The sequence below is a fragment of the Gottfriedia acidiceleris genome (assembly GCF_002128425.1).
GTDB lineage: Bacteria > Bacillota > Bacilli > Bacillales > Bacillaceae_G > Gottfriedia > Gottfriedia acidiceleris.
On the sequence record NZ_NESS01000005.1, the window covers coordinates 96172 to 114390 of the forward strand.

At 33.2% G+C, this 18219-nt stretch carries 20 protein-coding genes and 2 pseudogenes; 8 read left to right on the top strand and 14 right to left on the bottom strand.

Going from position 1 to position 18219, the window contains the following annotated elements; translation table 11 throughout:
• Window positions 1–10: 10 nt before the first annotated feature.
• Window positions 11–424, top strand: coding sequence for a cupin domain-containing protein (locus B6K90_RS11075; RefSeq protein WP_088012790.1), 414 nt, complete (start codon window positions 11–13; stop codon window positions 422–424).
• A 284-nt stretch (window positions 425–708) separates the two neighbouring features.
• Here B6K90_RS11075 and B6K90_RS24155 read toward each other — a convergent pair.
• From B6K90_RS24155 to B6K90_RS24640, 5 genes and pseudogenes are all read right to left on the bottom strand, one after another.
• A pseudogene (locus tag B6K90_RS24155) lies at window positions 709–1048 on the bottom strand (LysR family transcriptional regulator substrate-binding protein); the annotation flags it as partial.
• A gap of 545 nt (window positions 1049–1593) precedes the next feature.
• Window positions 1594–2451, bottom strand: a complete 858-nt coding sequence (bioC, locus tag B6K90_RS11085) for a malonyl-ACP O-methyltransferase BioC (protein WP_088012791.1) — start codon at window positions 2449–2451, stop codon at window positions 1594–1596.
• On the bottom strand, window positions 2444–3184 hold the full coding sequence (locus B6K90_RS11090) for an alpha/beta fold hydrolase (RefSeq protein ID WP_088012793.1): 741 nt from the start codon (window positions 3182–3184) through the stop codon (window positions 2444–2446). Before B6K90_RS11090 ends, bioC begins: the two co-directional genes overlap by 8 nt.
• Entirely contained in the window at window positions 3181–4377 is a 1197-nt protein-coding gene (bioF, locus tag B6K90_RS11095) for an 8-amino-7-oxononanoate synthase (protein ID WP_235821787.1), read from the bottom strand. The genes B6K90_RS11090 and bioF overlap by 4 nt, the downstream gene beginning before the upstream one ends.
• A gap of 230 nt (window positions 4378–4607) precedes the next feature.
• Complete coding sequence (locus B6K90_RS24640; RefSeq protein ID WP_456237254.1) at window positions 4608–4703, bottom strand: hypothetical protein; 96 nt, start codon at window positions 4701–4703, stop codon at window positions 4608–4610.
• Window positions 4704–5215: 512 nt separating this feature from the next.
• On the opposite strand from B6K90_RS24640, the pseudogene B6K90_RS11100 reads away from it, so the two are divergent.
• From B6K90_RS11100 to B6K90_RS11110, 3 genes and pseudogenes are all read left to right on the top strand, one after another.
• Window positions 5216–5549 (top strand): annotated as a pseudogene (locus B6K90_RS11100) (IS110 family transposase); the annotation flags it as partial.
• A 205-nt stretch (window positions 5550–5754) separates the two neighbouring features.
• Window positions 5755–6270, top strand: coding sequence for a DUF421 domain-containing protein (locus B6K90_RS11105; RefSeq protein WP_088012797.1), 516 nt, complete (start codon window positions 5755–5757; stop codon window positions 6268–6270).
• A 176-nt stretch (window positions 6271–6446) separates the two neighbouring features.
• Window positions 6447–7892 (top strand): spore germination protein, encoded by a 1446-nt coding sequence (locus B6K90_RS11110; protein WP_088012799.1) that lies wholly within the window; start codon window positions 6447–6449, stop codon window positions 7890–7892.
• A 508-nt stretch (window positions 7893–8400) separates the two neighbouring features.
• Here B6K90_RS11110 and B6K90_RS11115 read toward each other — a convergent pair.
• The 4 genes from B6K90_RS11115 to B6K90_RS24350 form a co-directional block, all read right to left on the bottom strand.
• On the bottom strand, window positions 8401–9747 hold the full coding sequence (locus B6K90_RS11115; RefSeq protein ID WP_088012801.1) for a GntP family permease: 1347 nt from the start codon (window positions 9745–9747) through the stop codon (window positions 8401–8403).
• A gap of 18 nt (window positions 9748–9765) precedes the next feature.
• Complete coding sequence (gene gntK / locus B6K90_RS11120; RefSeq protein WP_088012803.1) at window positions 9766–11310, bottom strand: gluconokinase; 1545 nt, start codon at window positions 11308–11310, stop codon at window positions 9766–9768.
• The gene (locus tag B6K90_RS11125) at window positions 11307–12035 is read right to left on the bottom strand and encodes a GntR family transcriptional regulator (RefSeq protein WP_088012805.1); all 729 of its coding nucleotides are present in this window, start codon (window positions 12033–12035) and stop codon (window positions 11307–11309) included. The genes gntK and B6K90_RS11125 overlap by 4 nt, the downstream gene beginning before the upstream one ends.
• Window positions 12036–12166: 131 nt before the next feature.
• Window positions 12167–12292 (bottom strand): hypothetical protein, encoded by a 126-nt coding sequence (locus B6K90_RS24350; RefSeq protein WP_268875909.1) that lies wholly within the window; start codon window positions 12290–12292, stop codon window positions 12167–12169.
• Window positions 12293–12452: 160 nt separating this feature from the next.
• On the opposite strand from B6K90_RS24350, the gene B6K90_RS11130 reads away from it, so the two are divergent.
• Window positions 12453–12707 (top strand): hypothetical protein, encoded by a 255-nt coding sequence (locus B6K90_RS11130; protein WP_088012806.1) that lies wholly within the window; start codon window positions 12453–12455, stop codon window positions 12705–12707.
• Window positions 12708–12808: 101 nt separating this feature from the next.
• On the opposite strand, the gene B6K90_RS24560 is transcribed toward B6K90_RS11130, so the two are convergent.
• The 4 genes from B6K90_RS24560 to B6K90_RS11145 all read right to left on the bottom strand — a co-directional run bounded on the left by B6K90_RS24560 (window position 12809) and on the right by B6K90_RS11145 (window position 16836).
• Complete coding sequence (locus B6K90_RS24560; RefSeq protein WP_139840716.1) at window positions 12809–13138, bottom strand: IS3 family transposase; 330 nt, start codon at window positions 13136–13138, stop codon at window positions 12809–12811.
• A gap of 16 nt (window positions 13139–13154) precedes the next feature.
• The gene (locus B6K90_RS23705; RefSeq protein WP_167555347.1) at window positions 13155–13526 is read right to left on the bottom strand and encodes an IS3 family transposase; all 372 of its coding nucleotides are present in this window, start codon (window positions 13524–13526) and stop codon (window positions 13155–13157) included.
• 143 nt (window positions 13527–13669) lie between these two features.
• On the bottom strand, window positions 13670–13999 hold the full coding sequence (locus tag B6K90_RS11140) for a helix-turn-helix domain-containing protein (protein ID WP_088012807.1): 330 nt from the start codon (window positions 13997–13999) through the stop codon (window positions 13670–13672).
• 89 nt (window positions 14000–14088) lie between these two features.
• The gene (locus tag B6K90_RS11145) at window positions 14089–16836 is read right to left on the bottom strand and encodes a dynamin family protein (RefSeq protein ID WP_088012808.1); all 2748 of its coding nucleotides are present in this window, start codon (window positions 16834–16836) and stop codon (window positions 14089–14091) included.
• 202 nt (window positions 16837–17038) lie between these two features.
• On the opposite strand from B6K90_RS11145, the gene B6K90_RS11150 reads away from it, so the two are divergent.
• Window positions 17039–17503 (top strand): hypothetical protein, encoded by a 465-nt coding sequence (locus B6K90_RS11150; RefSeq protein WP_088012809.1) that lies wholly within the window; start codon window positions 17039–17041, stop codon window positions 17501–17503.
• Between the two features lie 44 nt (window positions 17504–17547).
• Here B6K90_RS11150 and B6K90_RS11155 read toward each other — a convergent pair whose 3' ends face one another.
• Entirely contained in the window at window positions 17548–17691 is a 144-nt protein-coding gene (locus tag B6K90_RS11155) for an imidazoleglycerol-phosphate dehydratase (RefSeq protein WP_088012810.1), read from the bottom strand.
• Between the two features lie 102 nt (window positions 17692–17793).
• Here B6K90_RS11155 and B6K90_RS24355 point away from each other — a divergent pair, with 102 nt between their 5' ends.
• Entirely contained in the window at window positions 17794–17928 is a 135-nt protein-coding gene (locus tag B6K90_RS24355) for a hypothetical protein (protein WP_255294764.1), read from the top strand.
• An 89-nt stretch (window positions 17929–18017) separates the two neighbouring features.
• Complete coding sequence (locus tag B6K90_RS11160) at window positions 18018–18209, top strand: hypothetical protein (RefSeq protein ID WP_088012811.1); 192 nt, start codon at window positions 18018–18020, stop codon at window positions 18207–18209.
• Window positions 18210–18219: the final 10 nt, after the last annotated feature.

The following is an 18219-nucleotide window of genomic DNA, read 5'->3' on the forward strand; positions in this document are numbered from 1 at the left end:
GGAATTTAAAATGGCAAAACATGAAGAAGTAAAAAATGGTGTAATTTTCCCAATAGGTGAGAAAAATGAAGCATTTTCACAATTTTTTATAGGACAAAGCTATCTTAAGTCATTAGTTGCCGATCCTAAAGTGAGTATTGGGGTTGGGAATGTAACTTTTGAACCAGGATGCAGAAACAACTGGCATATTCATCGTAATGGTTATCAAATATTATTAGTAACAGGTGGAGAAGGTTGGTATCAAGAAGAAGGAAAACCTGCTCAATTCTTAAAAGCTGGTGATGTTATTGTCACGCACGATGGTGTGAAACACTGGCATGGTGCAACAAAAAATAGTTGGTTTGAACACATTGCAATCACTGCTGGTACACCAGAATGGTTGGAATCTGTTTCAGAAGAAGAATACGAAAATACAGGTAAATAATTTTTATAACATTTAAAATCTAGAAAATAAATAAAAAACTACCCCATTGAATCATTGCATTTCAATTTAGTAGTTTTTTAACTTTTAAGGGAAGCGTGTTATTTTGATCATCAACTTATGTATTGCTTTAGTTGACTTCAGAATATATTTCCATCTCTATATTAAGTCAATTTATACTCTTGCATAATTTATATTCGTCGTAAAATTAAGAAAACCTTATTCAACTAAAGCATGTTTGTTAGTTACATAAGTAATAGTAGTTTTTATTAAAACTAATAGATGTCTTAATCAGGCTTTTCAATTATCAATCTTCTATATGATAGATATTCTAAAAATCTCTTGGCTGCAAGCGACAGTGATTTTCCTCTCTCATAGCTATGCCAATATTTCTAAAAGCAGGATCTTCAAGCTCCTTCGATATTATTTTGTAAGGAATACGTTGTAAAATTAATTCTGGTAATATACTGATTCCTAAACCGATTTCTACCATTGATAAGATGGCATAGTCATCCCATGTTGTAAATGTATTAATGGTGATATTTGATGTTTTTCAAAAAATTCTTAGATTTCTGCTTTCCCTCCTTTTTCCAGTAGCATAAATGGACTGTTCAATAATTCCAATATCAGCTACCCTTCGATCGATACTTAACTGATATTGCCAATTCTCTCTTTCGAAAACCAACAAGTTAAACCCGTCATAGCTACTTTTTCGATTCGTATGTTTCATCCTAATGGAAGATTTCTTTGAATTAAAAGATGATCCATATGTAGATTTCCAAATACATTCAAGTGTTAATAAGTTTAGATATTGTTTAAACAAGTATCTGATTCAGTACAACTACGTTAAAAAAGTTAACCTTTTGAAAGTTAGTTTATTGACTTCAACATATTAACTCCCGCAATTCAAATCCGAGAATCTCGTAGTCTTCGAGCCCCTGCATTATTCCCCAAAGAAGTGTAGTTTAAATTAATGAACTTCTTTTTGTTTTAACCATTCTTTAATATGATTGATAACTTCTGTTTTCGAATCCCTTTGCTCTGTGTTCTTCAATAATATTAATTTCATAGAGGAGCCCCTTAAATGAAAATAGACGTATTCCTTGTTAGAGAAATGCGTCCGATTGCTGAACAAATGTTATATAAATCATTACGAATTTCTTGTTCGCGAATTACCTACTTACTTTTTGGTATTCACTATTATATGGTTCTTGCTGATCTTGTCTTTGATCCTTTTTCAAAATGGTTAAAAACAAACATTCATAAGTTGCTATGACTCCCTTTTCATCACGGTAGTTAGTTTCGTATTGGTTTATCAATTCTTTGAAGAAAGACGGCCGTTGTATGGAATTGGCTTTGTTACTATTATTAGCCCCAATTTTTCTGACCGAGGTAAAGAATTCACGAACACCTTGAAAATACTCCCGTTCATAAAATTGTTCAACTAACAATTCATTAAATGACGGTAATGTGCTTTTACAAAACCCGATGAGATCTTCAATACTGTAGAATTTCTGTCCCGGACTGCTGTTGTTTTCAATCTGTAACCTCTCTTTCGCAATTTTATAGGAAGCATGAAGTTCCTGAAAGGTTTGTTTTCCAAATGTTGAAAATGATAGTATCCCTTCCTTCTTCAACAATTTATACAACTTTTCAATGACTTTTTGAGGATGGTTTAACCATTGGAATGTTGCGTTTGAGATGATAATGTCAAAATTACGAGAGATTTTCATTTCCTCAATATCCCCGCAAAGAAATGTGATTCGCTCCTCGTACACCCTTTTCTTTGCTACTTCAATCATACCTGGCGAGAGATCAACTGCTGTCAATCTTGCATTCGGAAAAGCATTGCACAACAACTGAGTCAAATAACCTGAGCCACAACCAATTTCAAGAATTTCAATCGCTTCATCTGACTTAGGAATTGTACCCATTAATTGATTGGCCATCTTTTTTTGTACCTTCGCATACTGATCATATGTCCTTGCATTTTCGCTAAACCGTTTCCGTAAAAGTTGTTTATTAATCATCATAATCCGTCCTTTGTAAAAATTGTGTCATCAACTGAATACATTCACTTGATCTTGTAAAAAACGGGATATGCCCTGCGTTATGTAATACATATAGTTTTCCTTTTTTGTTCATTTGTTCCTTCATATATGAAGACGCCTCCGAAGGGCAAATAGTATCTTCTTTCCCATGAATCAATAAGCTATTCGCCTTAATCTTTGATAGACTCCCTCTAACATCTGTTTTTACTAAATAGTCCAATCCTGTACAGAGTGAATCAAGGTCATCTCCTTGAAAATTATGTTTTACCGAGTTCATAAATGTTAAGAATTCTTTTTTTTCCGATTGCGAAAACATCGCCTCATAAAAATTCGAAAGAGTTATCTCCTTATTTCGTTTCAACTGCTTTTTCATTCGTTCGATTACTCGTGGATGCCATCCAATTGTATGGTCAATAACTGATGTAAAATGGCTCGTTGCACCAATAAGTATGAGTCCTTTCACATATTCATTATTCTCAGCTGCAAATTCGAGAGCAGCAATTGATCCTAATGACCATCCAAGTATATGAACAGGTTCGTTAGTTTTATATACGGTTTCCTTTACCCGTTCTTTAAAATCACCTAAGTTTCTTACGTTTCTCCATTCCACAAAAGAAAGCTGAACGATTTCTGCAAGAGGCTCTCTTATCGTTTGAAATACTGAAGTCTCCATTCCCCAACCTGGCAGCATGATTAGATGTGGTTTTCTCATTTAATGATCCCCATCCTTTTCCCTAAGACCACAATACGCTCTAAAGCCCAATCTAGATCTTCTTTTTGATGCAGAGCAGTAACGGTAAAGCGTATTCTTGCTTCATTTTCAGGAACAGTAGGCGGACGTACTGGAATAGCAGCGATTCCTTCTTCTTGTAAAGCTGCCGCAAACTCCATGGTCTTATCGTTTTTGCCAATCATAATCGGAATTATTTGGGATTCGCTCCCACATAAATTAAACCCAGAGTCACCAAGTGCATTCCTAACATAGGAAGCATGTTCTTTCAACAACACTCGCCGCTCTGATTCTACTTGTACAAGTTTAATAGCAGCTTTTGCTGAACCGAGGATTGCTGGAGGAAGGGCTGTTGTATATATGAAACTTCGCATCTTATTTGTTAAATAATCAATGAGCCACTTTTTTCCGACCACATATGCGCCAAACGATCCAAGCGCTTTACTGAACGTCCCCATCTGAATATCGATCCTATGGTCAAGATTCAATTGACGAGCATAACCTTCCCCATTTTCACCATAAATTCCGCTAGAATGGGCTTCATCAACCATTAAGATAGCGTTATATTTCTCCTTTAACTGAACCAGCCCGGATAGATTTGCAAAATCACCATCCATACTAAAAAGAGAGTCTGTTACAATCAGCTTTCTTTTTTCAATGGGGGCTTGTCGTAGCAACGTCTCCAAATGTTCTAAATCATTGTGGCGATATCGCTGGTTTTTAGACCGGCTCAGGAGAATACCGTCTATAATACTGGCATGATTGAGTTTATCGCTAAAAACATAATCACCCCGACCTACTAGTGCAGAAACAATCCCTAGATTCGCCGTATAACCGCTATTGATAATAAGTCCAGCTTCTGCCTTTTTCCAGTTCACAAGCTCGGTTTCGGTTTGTTTATAAAGCAAATGATTACCGACAATCAGACGGGAAGCCGTTGAGCCCGCACCATAAGTTCTAACTGCATCCACCATAGCATTTTTCAATCGTTCATCTCCTGCGAACCCTAAATAATCATTCGACGCAAGGTTCAACATGTTCTTTCCATTTTTTATAAGCCAAGGCTGAACAGCAAATTCAGTCGTAACGAGGCGGCGATTCTGAGAGAGCTCCTCAAGACGAGCTAACTCTCCCTTGATTTCTTGTTCCCATTGTAAATTCTCTTGATCTATCAAAACCATCCCCCCTTTGATTTAACCATACATTCCTTGATAATTTTTAAATGTTAACCATTTTGTATATTATGTTAACATAAAATACTTAGAGATTCAGCAACAAATGATTAAACAAAAAATAGACGCGTTTTATTAACGCGCCCAATAGCATTCAATAGAATTCTTTATTCAATGATCCTCTTACTCTTTTATAACTCCTAGAACAAACCTATCATATCCAATTGTACCAACTATTTGGATGGCGATGGAATCAATCCTTGGCTCTTCTGATAACAAATCAATAAACATCGATCATCGTACATATGAAACAACGTCCCTTTCGTCAAATTTAGTAAATAACAAGAATCATTAACCTTTGGTTTCTTTCAAAATTCCATATTGCCTATTGATTTAATAAGATAATCTAAACGAATATCATCTTACTTAACTTTTAAACTGTACTGTTTTGTTTCCATTTCTGTATCTTCTTGATCAAATTCAAAAAGTAAGGAATCACACTTCTACGAAATGAAGGTTTTATTTAAATATGTCTACTTGACAGGGGTAAGTCCGAGGCAGCCGTTCTTATGGAACTAATGCATGCGTTCGTATTATAAGGTCATCCAGATTTACTGGTTGACCATTTTTCATATTGTTTTTTCATTATGGTAGCCGGGGTAGAACGTTGCATGCATGGGGCTTTGACCCCGTCAACTAAACAGTTCGCACCCTATTTGTAGAAGCATGATTTGGGCTGGTTGGGACTTAGATCTCGTATAACAAGCGAACCTATGAAACTACAGAAAGGACGAGGGGTTACCGGTGAATTTATTTTAGGAGGAGATCATTTATGAATCCAGAGGGGCATCCATATAAATGCAGTTTTAAAATTACTCATACACTTGATGGATTTGAACATTACATCATTTTTTAATAGAAATTGAGAAACTAACTAAACAAAAACCTGCGATTGTCTTAGAGTCAACAGGTCACTATCACTCACCCATTCTTCATTTTATAGAAGAACATAATTATTTATATATTGTCGTTAATCCATTAATTTCTTATCGAGCGAAAAGCACGAGTTTGCGAAAAGTTAAAACTGATGCGATTGATTCCTATCACCTGTGCGAGTTGTATTACAAAGAAGAGCTAGAACCATATAAAAACGAGGAATTCAGCTTCTAAATCTCATTTTTATTGAAAAATATTGACAACTATTAGCTGGTTTAGTTGATTTATAAGCATTTAATCAAATGTCCAATTTTAACCTATTAATTAACTATCGTATTTCCCTTAATTACATTAATAATATCAATGATTTCAAAATAAAGCCTCCCATTTTTAATGAATATTCTGTAATGAACTTTGGAAAAATAAGTTTAAAAGGATGATAATATGCAACTAGATTTTGTTTGGAAAGCAGTGTTAATCGTTATTATGGGAACTCTTTTATTAAAAATAGCTGGAAGAAACTCTATTTCCAAATTGACAGTTTCTGAAATTGTTTTAATGAGTACAATTGGTCCATTACTAAGTCGTCCAATTGAAAATAAGAGTATTTGGACTAGTTTAGGTGTTGCGTCTTTGCTTATTTTAACTGTAGTTGTATTTCAGTTTCTAAAAATAAAATATAAATCATTCGAATTATTATTAACTGGTAGATCGATCATTATCATAGAAGATGGGAACTTAAATTTAGAAAACATGAAAAAAATACGACTTACAACTGAAAATTTAAAAATGCGTTTACACCAGTTGGGAATAGCTTCAATTGAAGATGTAGAATGGGCTACATTAGAAACAAATGGGCAAATAGGATATAAATTGAAGACAAACTTACAACCTGCAACTAAACAGGACATTCAAAATCTAGTAAGATTGATAGAAACAAAAATTCTCGATTCAAAGTGAAGTTATTTAATTGTCACTTTCTTATCGATATCTTGTGGGAAAATTTAGTAAAACAGCTACTAGTCTGTACTTTTTAGTAATTTGTCATAAAAATGGGAATGACTAATAGGAGTGTAAGTCTGTTAATCTGAGGATAAACGGTTAAAAATCGTCAACTTTTAAGAGGTGTGACAACAATGAGTAAAGAACCAGTATTAACGAAACAGTTACATAAAAATATAAGGAAGGTCCAAGAGCAATTTCATCACTCACCGGAATTAACAATTCGATTAATTCAATTTGACCAAGTTCATAAGTTTTATGGAGCAATCCTCTATATTGACTCGATTGTGAACGTGGATTTAATTAGACAGAACATCATCGAACCACTACGGTTAGTTCGAAGAGTAGAGAAGAGTTCATTAATAAATACGTTGGCCATTCTTTATCTTCAATCAGAATCTGTTGAGATTGTCCAATCGATGAGTGATATAGTGAATGGTATTGTAAGAGGAAAGAGTCTACTCCTTGTTGAAGGATATGAACGTGCACTACTTTTAGATACAGCCGAATGGCAACACCGAGAAATTGAACAAAGTACCAACCAACGAAATATCCAAGGTCCGTTAATTTCGTTTGCTGAACAATTAAAGGGGAATCTAAATTTATTACATAATAGTATTCAATCTCCTACATTAATGGTCGAAAAAAAACAAATTGGTACGATCGCTAAAACTGATATTGCTATTGTGTATTTAACAGATTTAGTCGATCAAAAAGCGTTAGATGAAGTACATCGTCGGATTGATGCCTTACAAGTGAACTATGTAATAGGAAGGGTCATTGAAGATGCGATTGAAGGGAATCAAAAAACAATATTTCCACTGTCCTTTAAAACGGATTTGCCAGATGCTGTCGTTTCTGCCTTATTTGAAGGACGAATTGCGGTAATGGTCAATGGGGTTCCACAGGCAGTCATTGTTCCAAATGTATTTGTCCAATATTTTCAACAACCTAGTGAATACTATATGAAGGCACGAATTCAAAATCGACTTCTTTCTTTTATTTGTTTTTTTGCTTCAATTCTCTTACCGGGAGTGTACATGTCAATCGCTAATTTTCACGAAAATTGGTTTCCGAAGGAATTTGCGAAGGCTTATTTTACCCATTCACATACCGTTCTTCCATTTTGGTTTGAAGTCTTCTTGTTACTTGTTTTGTTACAGATATTAGGAATCGGCGAGTTTAGAGTTTCAAGGGAGATGTTAGTTCTTGTTTCACTAATTGCCACAGTCACTATCGGATCAACTGCCGTCGAAGCAAAACTTTTTCATCCACTAAGTCTTATTGTAATTGGTGTTACGTTTCTATCAAATACATTATTAGTGATTGGAGAAATGACTATGGCAGTCAATACTACTCGCTATGTATTTACCTTTTTGGGCGCACTCTTTGGACTAACTGGTATATGTTTAGGGTTAGTTTTATTATTTATCCACCTAGCACGTTTACGTTCTGTTGGTGTTCCATTCTTAGCACCAATCGTACCATTTCATTACAAAGAATTTAAAGATGTCTTGATTAGAGGAGATTTACGAAAGTTAAGTAACAGTCCTCATCATTATCCGCATGATGAAAAGTAACTAACCAACAAATTATCTAATCAGATATTCCGGTTCTTCAACTAAATGGCCTGATTGTTGAAGAACTTTTTCATGTAATTTTATTTTTCGAGTTAAATATTTAATCTATTTTGTGAAATTTTTCACTTAAACAACTGCCATTTACTTGAATTAGAAAAATGTACTGTAACAGCTCTAGGTTGTTCAACTAATGCATTAGTTGTATAAGCGTAAAATAATAATTCAACATTGGACCTAATATGACTAATATATTTATAAGTTTTTTCATATGGTTTCTCCATACTCTAATTTATTTAATTCCACTTTATTTTAATTTTATCATCAAGCCAAGAAGTATTAATCAATCATAAAACTCTAATCCCCCAATTAGTTGAATAAGGAACCTACAATCTACTTTAACAGAGTCTTTTAAAAAAATAAAAGAGCAGTATACCACTACCATAATACCCAGAGGATTCTAAGCATTATAGCGAGGATACTACCCTTTTTGTCTAACTAGCAGAAGCTTTTATACGAATAAACTTAGTAATAAAATAAAGACCAATCCGGAAACTGAAATAATTGACTCAAGTAATGTCCAAGTTAAGAAAGTTTCTTTCATGCTTAATCCAAAATACTCTTTAAACATCCAGAAACCTGCGTCATTGACGTGTGAAGCAATTAAACTACCAGCTCCAGTTGCTAAAACGACTAAAGCTAAGTTAACATCAGAATGACCTAACATTGGAATAACTAAACCAGAAGTTGTTAAAGCTGCAACAGTAGCAGAACCTAGGGAAATTCGTAGGATTGCTGCTATAATCCATGCAAGTAAAATCGGCGAAATTGAAGTGCCTTTGAATAACTCTGCAACATAGTCACCAACACCGCCATCAATTAACACTTGTTTGAAGGCACCGCCGCCTCCGATGATTAAGAGCATCATACCAATATGAGTAATTGCTGTTGTACAAGAATTCATAACTTCTTTAATTGGAATTTTTCTAGCTAATCCCATTGTATAGATCGCAACTAATAATGAAATCACCATGGCAGTACCTGCATTACCAATAAACCGGATCGCTACAAGTAAACTATTATCTTCAAATCCCATTGTTTTTTGCAGTAAATTAATTATTGTTGCAATTGCCATTAAAATAACTGGAAGTAATGCGGTAAAAACACTGATTCCAAAACCAGGAGTTTCTTCAAGTTTAAATGTTTTTTGTTCTCCTAAAGATTCAATATTACCCATTTTTGTGAACGACGCAGGTACAAGTTTTTTAGCAAGCTTTGTAAATAATGGACCAGCGATAATAACAGTTGGTATAGCAATAATAAAACCGTAAAGTAATACTTCACCAAGATTCGCACCATATTCACCAGCGATTGCAGTCGGACCTGGGTGTGGCGGTAAGAATCCGTGTGTTACAGATAATGCAGCCGCCATTGGAATACCTAAATATAAAATAGAAACTTTTAATTGTCTTGATATTGCAAATACAATTGGAATTAATAACACTAATCCAACTTCGAAGAATAAAGCGACACCGATAATGAACGAAGCAACAACGACTGCCCATTGAATGTTCTTTTCACCGAATTTGTTAACAAGTGTCATCGCAATTCGCTGTGCGCCACCAGAGTCTGCAATCAACTTACCAAGCATTGCACCAAGTCCGAAAATTAATGCTAAATGACCAAGTGTCCCGCCTAATCCAGCTTCAATAGTTGTGCCGATATTATCTGGTTTAATTCCAAGTGCTAAAGCAACTCCAAATGAAACAATGATTAATGAAATAAAAGTGTTTAATTTAAACTTCATGATTAAAAAAAGTAATACTAAAATCCCTATTGCTACTATAACCAGTGGCATGAAAATCCCCCCGTATATCTATTTATTTTTATTAATTAATCCTCTCTGATAATTAGCAATCCGCTTATAATCTTTTTCTAACACTCTCGATAGGCTAATAAAGATTGGCAATAGCTCTCGATATTCTCTTACTGCATCTTCATTAGGAGTATGTTTGTGAGTACTACCGACCATTTCAGATACTACTTCAAAGGATTCTATTTTTCCTGTTGCATAAAGACCTAAAATACAAGCACCAAGACAAGAACTTTCATAGCTTTCTGGTACAACTACTTCTAAATCAAAAATATCGGACATCATCTGACGCCATACATTCGACCTTGCGAATCCACCAGTTGCTTGAATTTTAGAAACTGGCCCATCCATACATTCAATTAAAGCTAAAAACACAGTGTATAAGTTGTATATAACACCTTCAAGTGCAGAGCGAATCATATGCTCTTTCTTATGTGCCATCGTTAAGCCGAAGAAGGAGCCTCGAACGTCAGGGTTCCACAATGGGGCACGTTCACCCGCTAAGTAAGGATGGAATAACAAACCATCTGCTCCAGGTTTAACACCTTCAGCAATCTTTGTTAAAACCTCATATGGATCAATACCTAGTCTTTTTGCGGTTTCAACTTCCGAAGCCGCAAATTCATCACGAATCCAACGAAAAACCATTCCGCCATTGTTTACTGGCCCACCGATGACCCAATGTTTTTCCGTTAATGCGTAGCAAAATATTCGTCCTTTTTCATCAGTTTGTGGTTGGTCAATAATGGTTCGAATTGCCCCACTTGTCCCAATTGTGACTGCTATTTCTCCTTTTCGAATCGCATTCACACCAAGATTGGATAGTACTCCATCACTTGCACCAATTACAAAAGGAGTTTGTGGATCAATTCCCATCTGTCTAGCCAAATCAGGATCACAGTTTGTAAAAATCTCAGTAGTAGGTACTAGTCTAGATAGTTGTTCAGTTGTAATCCCCGCTATTTGTATAGCTCCCTCATCCCAATCTAGTTTTTTAAGATTCATCATCCCCATAGCTGAAGCAAGAGAATGATCTACAACGTATTGGTCAAAGAACTTTTTAAATATAAATTCTTTAATCCCGATATATTTTTTCGCTTTTTGAGCGATTTCTGGTCGTTCATTTACAATCCATGTAATCTTGCTTAAAGGTGACATCGGGTGAATAGGAGTACCTGTTCGTTTGTAAACTTCGTGACCATTTAATTCATCTTTAATTTTATGAGTCCAAGACTCACTTCGATTATCTGCCCATGTAATACAAGGCGTTAATGGTCGATCATTTTCATCCATTACAATTAGGCTATGCATTGCACTACTAAAAGAAATAAATAATATCTCTTTATTTGGATGTTGTTTCATTATTTTAGAAATTGCTTGTACTAAAGCTGTAAAGATCTCTTCTGGGTCTTGTTCAGCTGTTGAAATATCAGGTGTATAGAGTGGGTAACCGATATTCTCTTGTTGGATGACTTCGCCTGTTTCAGTAAATAAAACGGCTTTTGTGCTTGTGGTACCAATGTCTAACCCTAACATATAGTTTGTCATTTTTCTTGTTCTACTCCTTTTGAAAGCATTTGTTGAGATCTCCAATGATCTTCTACTTTTCCTTGAACATCATCAAAGTTTTGATGCAAAGATTGAATCATAAGGTCTCTATTCTTCGTACCAATTGCGTCAATATATAATTGATGATTTTCGACTATTCGTTGAAAGTCTTCATATTTTTCCTTGAACCGTACTCGCATTGATAAAAGTATAAACGCTTCCATTACTGGTTTGGCATTATTCCAGATCATCAAAATGTATGAATGATCAATCGCTCGAATAATCGTTTCATGGAATAAAACATCTTGAAATGAAAACTCATCGGCATCTTGATATTTAATTGCGATTTTCATCATTTCAAGAATTTTACTTAGTTCCATTACCAATTCTTTCGTGTCTAATTTTACCAACCTTTCAAATACAAATGTTTCGATTAGTAATCGTACATCATATATTTCTTCTATTTCTTTTTCAGTTAATCCAATAACAACTGCACCCATTCTTTCTAAACGAATCAGATTTTCAGATGCTAGTGTTTTTAATGCTTCTCGAATAGGAGAACGACTCACATTAAAATCGGCAGCCAATTTATTTTCTGATAACTTGGTACCGCTTTCAATTAGACCAGAAATTATCTGCATCCTTAATTCATAAGTTACACGATCACCAGCTGAAGCTTTTGATAGCCATTTTTCCGGATAAAGATATTGCTTTGATTCTAACATTTAGTCCATCCTCATTTCCATACGAGTATACTTGTATACAAGTATTATAAAAACATAATTAAAAAAATGCAAGCGCTTTTATTTAAAACAACTCCATCATGTAATAGATTTTGAATATCAAGTGCAATTTATTACAAAGGATTTGATTTATTATGACGTTCAACAATATTCCCTGCCAATCTAGAAATAAATGCACCAGTGCTTGTAACAGTCACTTTTACAAGATATTTTCCATTGGTATAAACGCTGCTTTCCAATTTAACATTCCTTAAATAGTCTTAAGTTAACATTTTTTAGAATAGAATGATTTTAAAGATAGCCTTACTAATTTATCTATCAAAATATAAATATCTAGAATTCCAAGAAGTTTCAATGGATCTTTTTAAAGAAACAAACTGATGGAAGGAGATATACCATATGAGTCATTTCTTATTAAGTAGACTAGGCAACTGGAAAATTCAAATTCACTGCCACGCTGGAATTAGGACTGTAGGAAATGAAAGAGAAGTACTATTGCTTGATGAAGAACATGAAAAAATTGCACATTTTTCAATTGATACGAAAGGAGCCTTTTTAATTCTACAAATCCCTTGGGGTGGCTATGTAAAAATTAAAGAAGGCTACCAAACAATCGTTGTACATATTCCGTTTGAAGAAGATACCGAGGAATAGTTGAAATTAATATTGGTTTTATAAAGTTCAATATGTAAAAAAGAGTGTGCCATTTTGGTCTTACCCCTGTCAAGTAGACACATAAATAAAAGGTATACTCTTTAAGCTGCCTTAGCCCTATACTCAGTAGGGCTAAGATTATTTAATTTTTTTTGGAAACGTTTGTTGTTGTAAAACTTAATATAATTTTTCACAGCCATTTTAACTTCTTGTGAGGATTCAAATTGATAACGGTAAAAACATTCAGTTTTAAAATGACTAAAAAAGCTTTCCATACAAGCGTTATCTAAGCAATTGCCCTTTCTAGACATACTCCCTTTAATATTATATCTTTTTAATAGCTGGTTATATCTTTTAGAAGTGTATTGGAATCCTTGATCGCTATGTAATAGGAGTCCATTTACATTTCTTTTTTTATTGCTGATTTTAATGTATCAGCTACTAATTTCAGTCATTTCTTTCACTTATTTTATATGAGACAATTTCATTATTATAAAGGTCTAATATAGAAGATAAATACATTTTCTTCCCATTAAAAAGTAAATAGGTTATATCTGTTACCCATTTTTCATTTGGACGTTTAGCTGAAAATTCTCTATTAAGATAGTTATTTGAAAGTACAAACTTTTCTTTACGTCCGAAGTGTTTCCATTTCTTTTTTCGTATTTTAGCTTGTATCTTATTGGACTTCATCAAACGGTATATTCTCTTATGATTTACTTTTAGTCCATAAGCTTTACTTAGCCAAGTTTTAACTCTTGGATGGCCATAACTCCAATTAATATCTGGATCTTGTTGGCATTCGATAATTTTTTCCACGATTGATTTATCTTCTAAATCATTTTTAGTAGAATTACTTTGACGAGTTAACCATTTGTAATAACCACTTTTTGAAACACCTGCTATCTCACATAAAATTAAGATTGTAAATTGATCTTTAAGCTCATGAATTATTTGGTATTCTATTGTTTTTTCTCTTCCTGTTTCATCCTCCTTTTCGCAGCTAAGAGCTTTTTTAAATAGGCGTTCTCTGCTTCTAATCGCTTGATTTTTTCTGTGTCGTCTTCATGAATTTTCTTGGGTCTGCCTTTCAGATGATTATCAGTTTTTCCTCTCTTCTCATCTAACCCTTGAAATCCTTCTTTTTTGTAATGAGATATCCAACGTTGCACAATTGACTGAGATATACCTAATTCTTTAGCTATTGAAGTAGAACCCATATGATTATTCACATACATATCTATTACATTAAGCTTGAACTCTTTTGAATATGTTTTTCTAATTTTCCCCATAAAAAAACCCCTCCAAAGTAGACAGTACAACCCTTTCTTTTTACTGTCTACTATGAGGGGATAATAACATTTAGCACACTCTTTTTTTATTATTTACGCAATGTTAAAAATTCTAGTTGTCTTAATCTTACTGTGAAGAATGTAATCGGATCAAAGTAAATACTTGGATTTGATTTCATATCTTCTAAAGTTTGATTATAGTTAGAAATTGCTACTCTTGTTTCATCAACTAGTTCATGGATTTGCTCAAATGGAGCATTTAGGAACATTGATAAATCCCTTGGCAAAGTTTTTTCAAACATCTCAAATTGTAAGAAAAACTTGTTTGATAATTCTGATGTAACATCATCATAATTAACGTTATCTACATATTTTTGATATTGAGCAACAAGCTTGGATTTATTTTGTGGCAGTAAACCTAATAAGATACCTGAGCTCTTTAAGATAAATTGAGATGGTGATGAATTTAATAAAATATTCATGTCATCTAGCTGAGTCATACTAGTCATACGATCTGCATCACGGCGCCAGTCATCTAATACTTTAAAATCACACTCAAGATTTAAATATTCATTTCCAATATATTCATTTAAAGAATCACTCATTTCAGTTAAATAGCTTTGAGTACCTTCTAATAAAACACCTGATTCTTTAATCCAGTTTTGTAGAGCTTCATTTAGTTTTGGTAGAGTATTCTCTCTTACATACTCACCAATTCGAAGATTCATTTCCTCGTTAAGCGTTTCAAGAATTGTACCGAAATCACTATCTTCTTTGATTAATTCTTTACATTCTTTTAGTAGACCAGGAATACTAAGCTTCAAGTCATATTTTAATTCGTCTTTTAATTCACGATACGAGCTTTTAATTGTATTTAAATGTTCCATTTCTTTATCTTTTAAAGAATGTAATAGACCATTTAATTTGTCATCAAGAACTTCATTCCATTCAACATTAGCTCGTAGTTCATCTTCTCTTTCAACTCGTTTTTCTAATAGGAAATTAATTAATTTGCGAATAGCTAATAATAATTTCTCTGTTCGTTTTGAATTTGCTTCAGTTGATAGAACGTTATTCTCAATAAATAATTCTAAATCTTTAAATTGATCTTGATTACTATAAATTGAAGAATAAGGTAATACTTGAGCGTTAGGGAAATCTACACTAATTTTCGCTTGGATTTCAGCGCGAACTCGATCAATTTCTTCTTTACTATAAATAGAATCCATCTTATTTAAAATAAAGTGAATCGGTAGAGTTGGTAATTCTTTTTTAATTTTAACTAGTAAAGAACGTTCGTTTTCTGTATAAGGTGCAGTAGCATTTAAAACATAAACAAGACGATCTGCTAGTTTTACTGATTGAAATAATGCTTTTGTATTAATTTGCTTTCCATCAATTCCAGGTGTGTCAATGATTGATAGACGATGCTTTTGTAAAAATGAATTTGGTAATTTATAGTATACTAATTCATCACCTTTTAACAGATTATTTTCAACAGTTGTTAAATCGTAAAAATCTGCATATTCAGCAAGCTGTGTATTGCCTTCTTTCGAAAATACGACAATATTTGATTCACTATCTTGTTCAAATAATACTGGCATTGTCGTAGAAGACCCCATCATTTTCTCACCTAAAAGTGAGTTAACAAATGAAGATTTTCCGTTACCAGTTGTACCTGCCACAAGCATTGTTGTATTTTCAAATTGAGTTAATTTACTTGTCCACCACTCAAAACGGTCCCCAACTTCTATTTCATTTAAAGCAGACCATTGTAGGATGTTTTCAAATAATTCTTTGCCAATTTCAAAGCAATCAGGCGTTTTCATTAACTGTTCAAATGCCATTTCTGCGTCAGCAACAATTTGATAATCAATACGACCCGGGAATAAACGATCCCATGCTAGTGTTGCAGTCGTTGCTAAAACTGCACCTTTAATATCGGTGATACGTAACCAATTTGTTAAGAAGCTTGGCATCATTTCTTCAAGCTGAGCTACAAAGTATTCACCTTCAACTAATTCTTCGTATGTCATTGAATAGATTGATGGCAAACGATTCCATTTAACACCTGTCTCAACGTTGATTTGGAATAACATATCATTGAAGGTTTGTAACCAATTTACATAAACTGATTGTTCTCTATAACTATTCCAAAGTGCTTCTACCATTAATTCAAAGTGCTCAAGATCGACTTTAGCCAATGATAGTAGCGGTTGTACAAAATAACTTGGCGCCATTTCTTTTGTTACACCATTTATGATGTATTCTCTTAATACAATAAACCATTTTAAATCTTCCGTACGAATTGATTCATCAGAAGCTAGAGCTACAGCACTATTCCAATCGTGATGTTTCTCATAAAAATTACGTGCAATTCTTGTTACATTAGGATAATCAGGATTATATTTTACTGCTTCTTTAATAATACGATCTGCTTCCTCGTATTTTGAAACATCGATATAAAGTGAGAATAAATTTAAGAATATTTCAGATGTTAGTGTATTACTATCTGTTTTAACTTCTTTATATAGCTTTTCTGCTGTTTCATATGCACCAATTTCATAATAAGAATCAGCAATATTTTTCTTTGCCCAATCGCTTAACTGATTTGCGACTTTTTCCCACTTGAATACTGCAGATTCAAAGTCTTTATTTTCAAAATAAACTTCACCTTGTGCAAATCGGATAGATGAAAGATCCATATCATCATTTTGTTCTCTGTAAAGGTCAGCTAAAACTGCAATAGGATGATTATTGTTTTCATTTTCATTTAAATATGATTTATAAAATTGTTTGTTTATAAATTGTTCTTTTACTTTCACTTTAACAGTCATGTTATCACCTTCTATGTATAATAAAATCAATTTAAGTCCAGAAATTTACTAAAAGAAATTTGTAAAATTTATACAGCATTATTATTCTACCAAATAAGAGTAACCGAAATTGTAACAATTCAATGTCATTTTCATAAGAATTTTGTTATATTTGTTACGTTACATACAAAACATAGAAAAAATAATATTTTTTGGAGGCATTATGCTAACTTACGAAGAAAAACTTACAATCATTGAATCATTTCCAGAATTAACGAAAAAGCCCGTCTCACTTGGGCGTACAAATTTTCAATTTGAAGAAAGTTTAAAGGAAAAAAAGAATGTTGTTTACCATCTACATCCTAATGGTAATGGCTTTGTATATGCTGAAGGTATTAAGGGGTATAAAACTAACGAAAAAGGTATGGTAAATATAAGAGAATTTACTGAAGACGAACTTCGTACAATACTCACTAAATCAATTGAAAGCCTATCAATCGAACCAATTTTTGAAGAAGATGAAGAAGTAGAAGAAATTTGGGTTAATGCGACTGGACAAATCCTTAAACTAGTTTCAGAAATGGACATGTGGAATGTTTATGCAGGAGAAAATCTTGATGGTACATTCAATAGCTACGGTGAAGCTTGTGAATATTTAGATGAAGAAGGATTTCATGTTCAGGACTGAACAGATTTAGAGCTTGGGGAACCAAGCTCTTTTTAATTTAAATATTAATGTAATTCATTTTTGGATTTACTGCCTTTTTTAGAGCGATAAACGTTTCCTTTTGTGTTATCACCACTAGTTGGTTCTTGTCCATGAAGTTGAGGTGCGTTTTGATTTTTACTTCCTTTGCTGCCATTTTTACTTGTCATTTTTCTTCCTCCTAAAACCATTTATCATAAATAGATTCCCATTTTAAATTAAAGATTATTCAAGGAATTTAAGCACATAATAATAAAAAAGGAGGGTTAAACATGGCTAAAGGGCATACGAACAAAGGTCCACAAAAAAGTTCTGTAGATCAATTTGGACATTCAGAAGAATCTGCTTATTCGAAGAGTAAAAAAATGGAAGAGTTTCATAAGAAAAATACAGAAAAAGAAAGCTAAAAGAACTTTTAATTCTTTTAAATGTACTTGCTAATTTTCCTTCAACAAGTCATTATAAAAGTATGATAAAATTGGAGGAAACAAATTTTATGAGCGAAAATAATGAAGTTAAAAACGAACCAAAAAAAGTTAGTCTTCAGGAATTAATGAAACAAAAGTTGGCTAGCAAAAAACAGCAAAATTCTAATCAAAATACTGGGGTAAATGCTGTTAAAGATATGACGAAAAAGAATCAAATTGCTAAAAAGCCAAACAATCAACGTAAACGTATGGGTGTTTAATATTTTAACT

What these genes read in the sequence shown, in the direction of transcription:
- B6K90_RS11075 (WP_088012790.1), top strand. Translation starts at nt 11, where the DNA reads ATGGCAAAACATGAAGAAGTAAAAAATGGTGTAATTTTCCCAATAGGT.
- bioC (WP_088012791.1), bottom strand. Translation starts at nt 2,451, where the DNA reads ATGATTAATAAACAACTTTTACGGAAACGGTTTAGCGAAAATGCAAGG.
- B6K90_RS11090 (WP_088012793.1), bottom strand. Translation starts at nt 3,184, where the DNA reads ATGAGAAAACCACATCTAATCATGCTGCCAGGTTGGGGAATGGAGACT.
- B6K90_RS11105 (WP_088012797.1), top strand. Translation starts at nt 5,755, where the DNA reads ATGCAACTAGATTTTGTTTGGAAAGCAGTGTTAATCGTTATTATGGGA.
- B6K90_RS11110 (WP_088012799.1), top strand. Translation starts at nt 6,447, where the DNA reads ATGAGTAAAGAACCAGTATTAACGAAACAGTTACATAAAAATATAAGG.
- B6K90_RS11115 (WP_088012801.1), bottom strand. Translation starts at nt 9,747, where the DNA reads ATGCCACTGGTTATAGTAGCAATAGGGATTTTAGTATTACTTTTTTTA.
- gntK (WP_088012803.1), bottom strand. Translation starts at nt 11,310, where the DNA reads ATGACAAACTATATGTTAGGGTTAGACATTGGTACCACAAGCACAAAA.
- B6K90_RS11125 (WP_088012805.1), bottom strand. Translation starts at nt 12,035, where the DNA reads ATGTTAGAATCAAAGCAATATCTTTATCCGGAAAAATGGCTATCAAAA.
- B6K90_RS11130 (WP_088012806.1), top strand. Translation starts at nt 12,453, where the DNA reads ATGAGTCATTTCTTATTAAGTAGACTAGGCAACTGGAAAATTCAAATT.
- B6K90_RS11140 (WP_088012807.1), bottom strand. Translation starts at nt 13,999, where the DNA reads ATGGGGAAAATTAGAAAAACATATTCAAAAGAGTTCAAGCTTAATGTA.
- B6K90_RS11145 (WP_088012808.1), bottom strand. Translation starts at nt 16,836, where the DNA reads ATGACTGTTAAAGTGAAAGTAAAAGAACAATTTATAAACAAACAATTT.
- B6K90_RS11150 (WP_088012809.1), top strand. Translation starts at nt 17,039, where the DNA reads ATGCTAACTTACGAAGAAAAACTTACAATCATTGAATCATTTCCAGAA.
- B6K90_RS11155 (WP_088012810.1), bottom strand. Translation starts at nt 17,691, where the DNA reads ATGACAAGTAAAAATGGCAGCAAAGGAAGTAAAAATCAAAACGCACCT.
- B6K90_RS24355 (WP_255294764.1), top strand. Translation starts at nt 17,794, where the DNA reads ATGGCTAAAGGGCATACGAACAAAGGTCCACAAAAAAGTTCTGTAGAT.
- B6K90_RS11160 (WP_088012811.1), top strand. Translation starts at nt 18,018, where the DNA reads ATGAGCGAAAATAATGAAGTTAAAAACGAACCAAAAAAAGTTAGTCTT.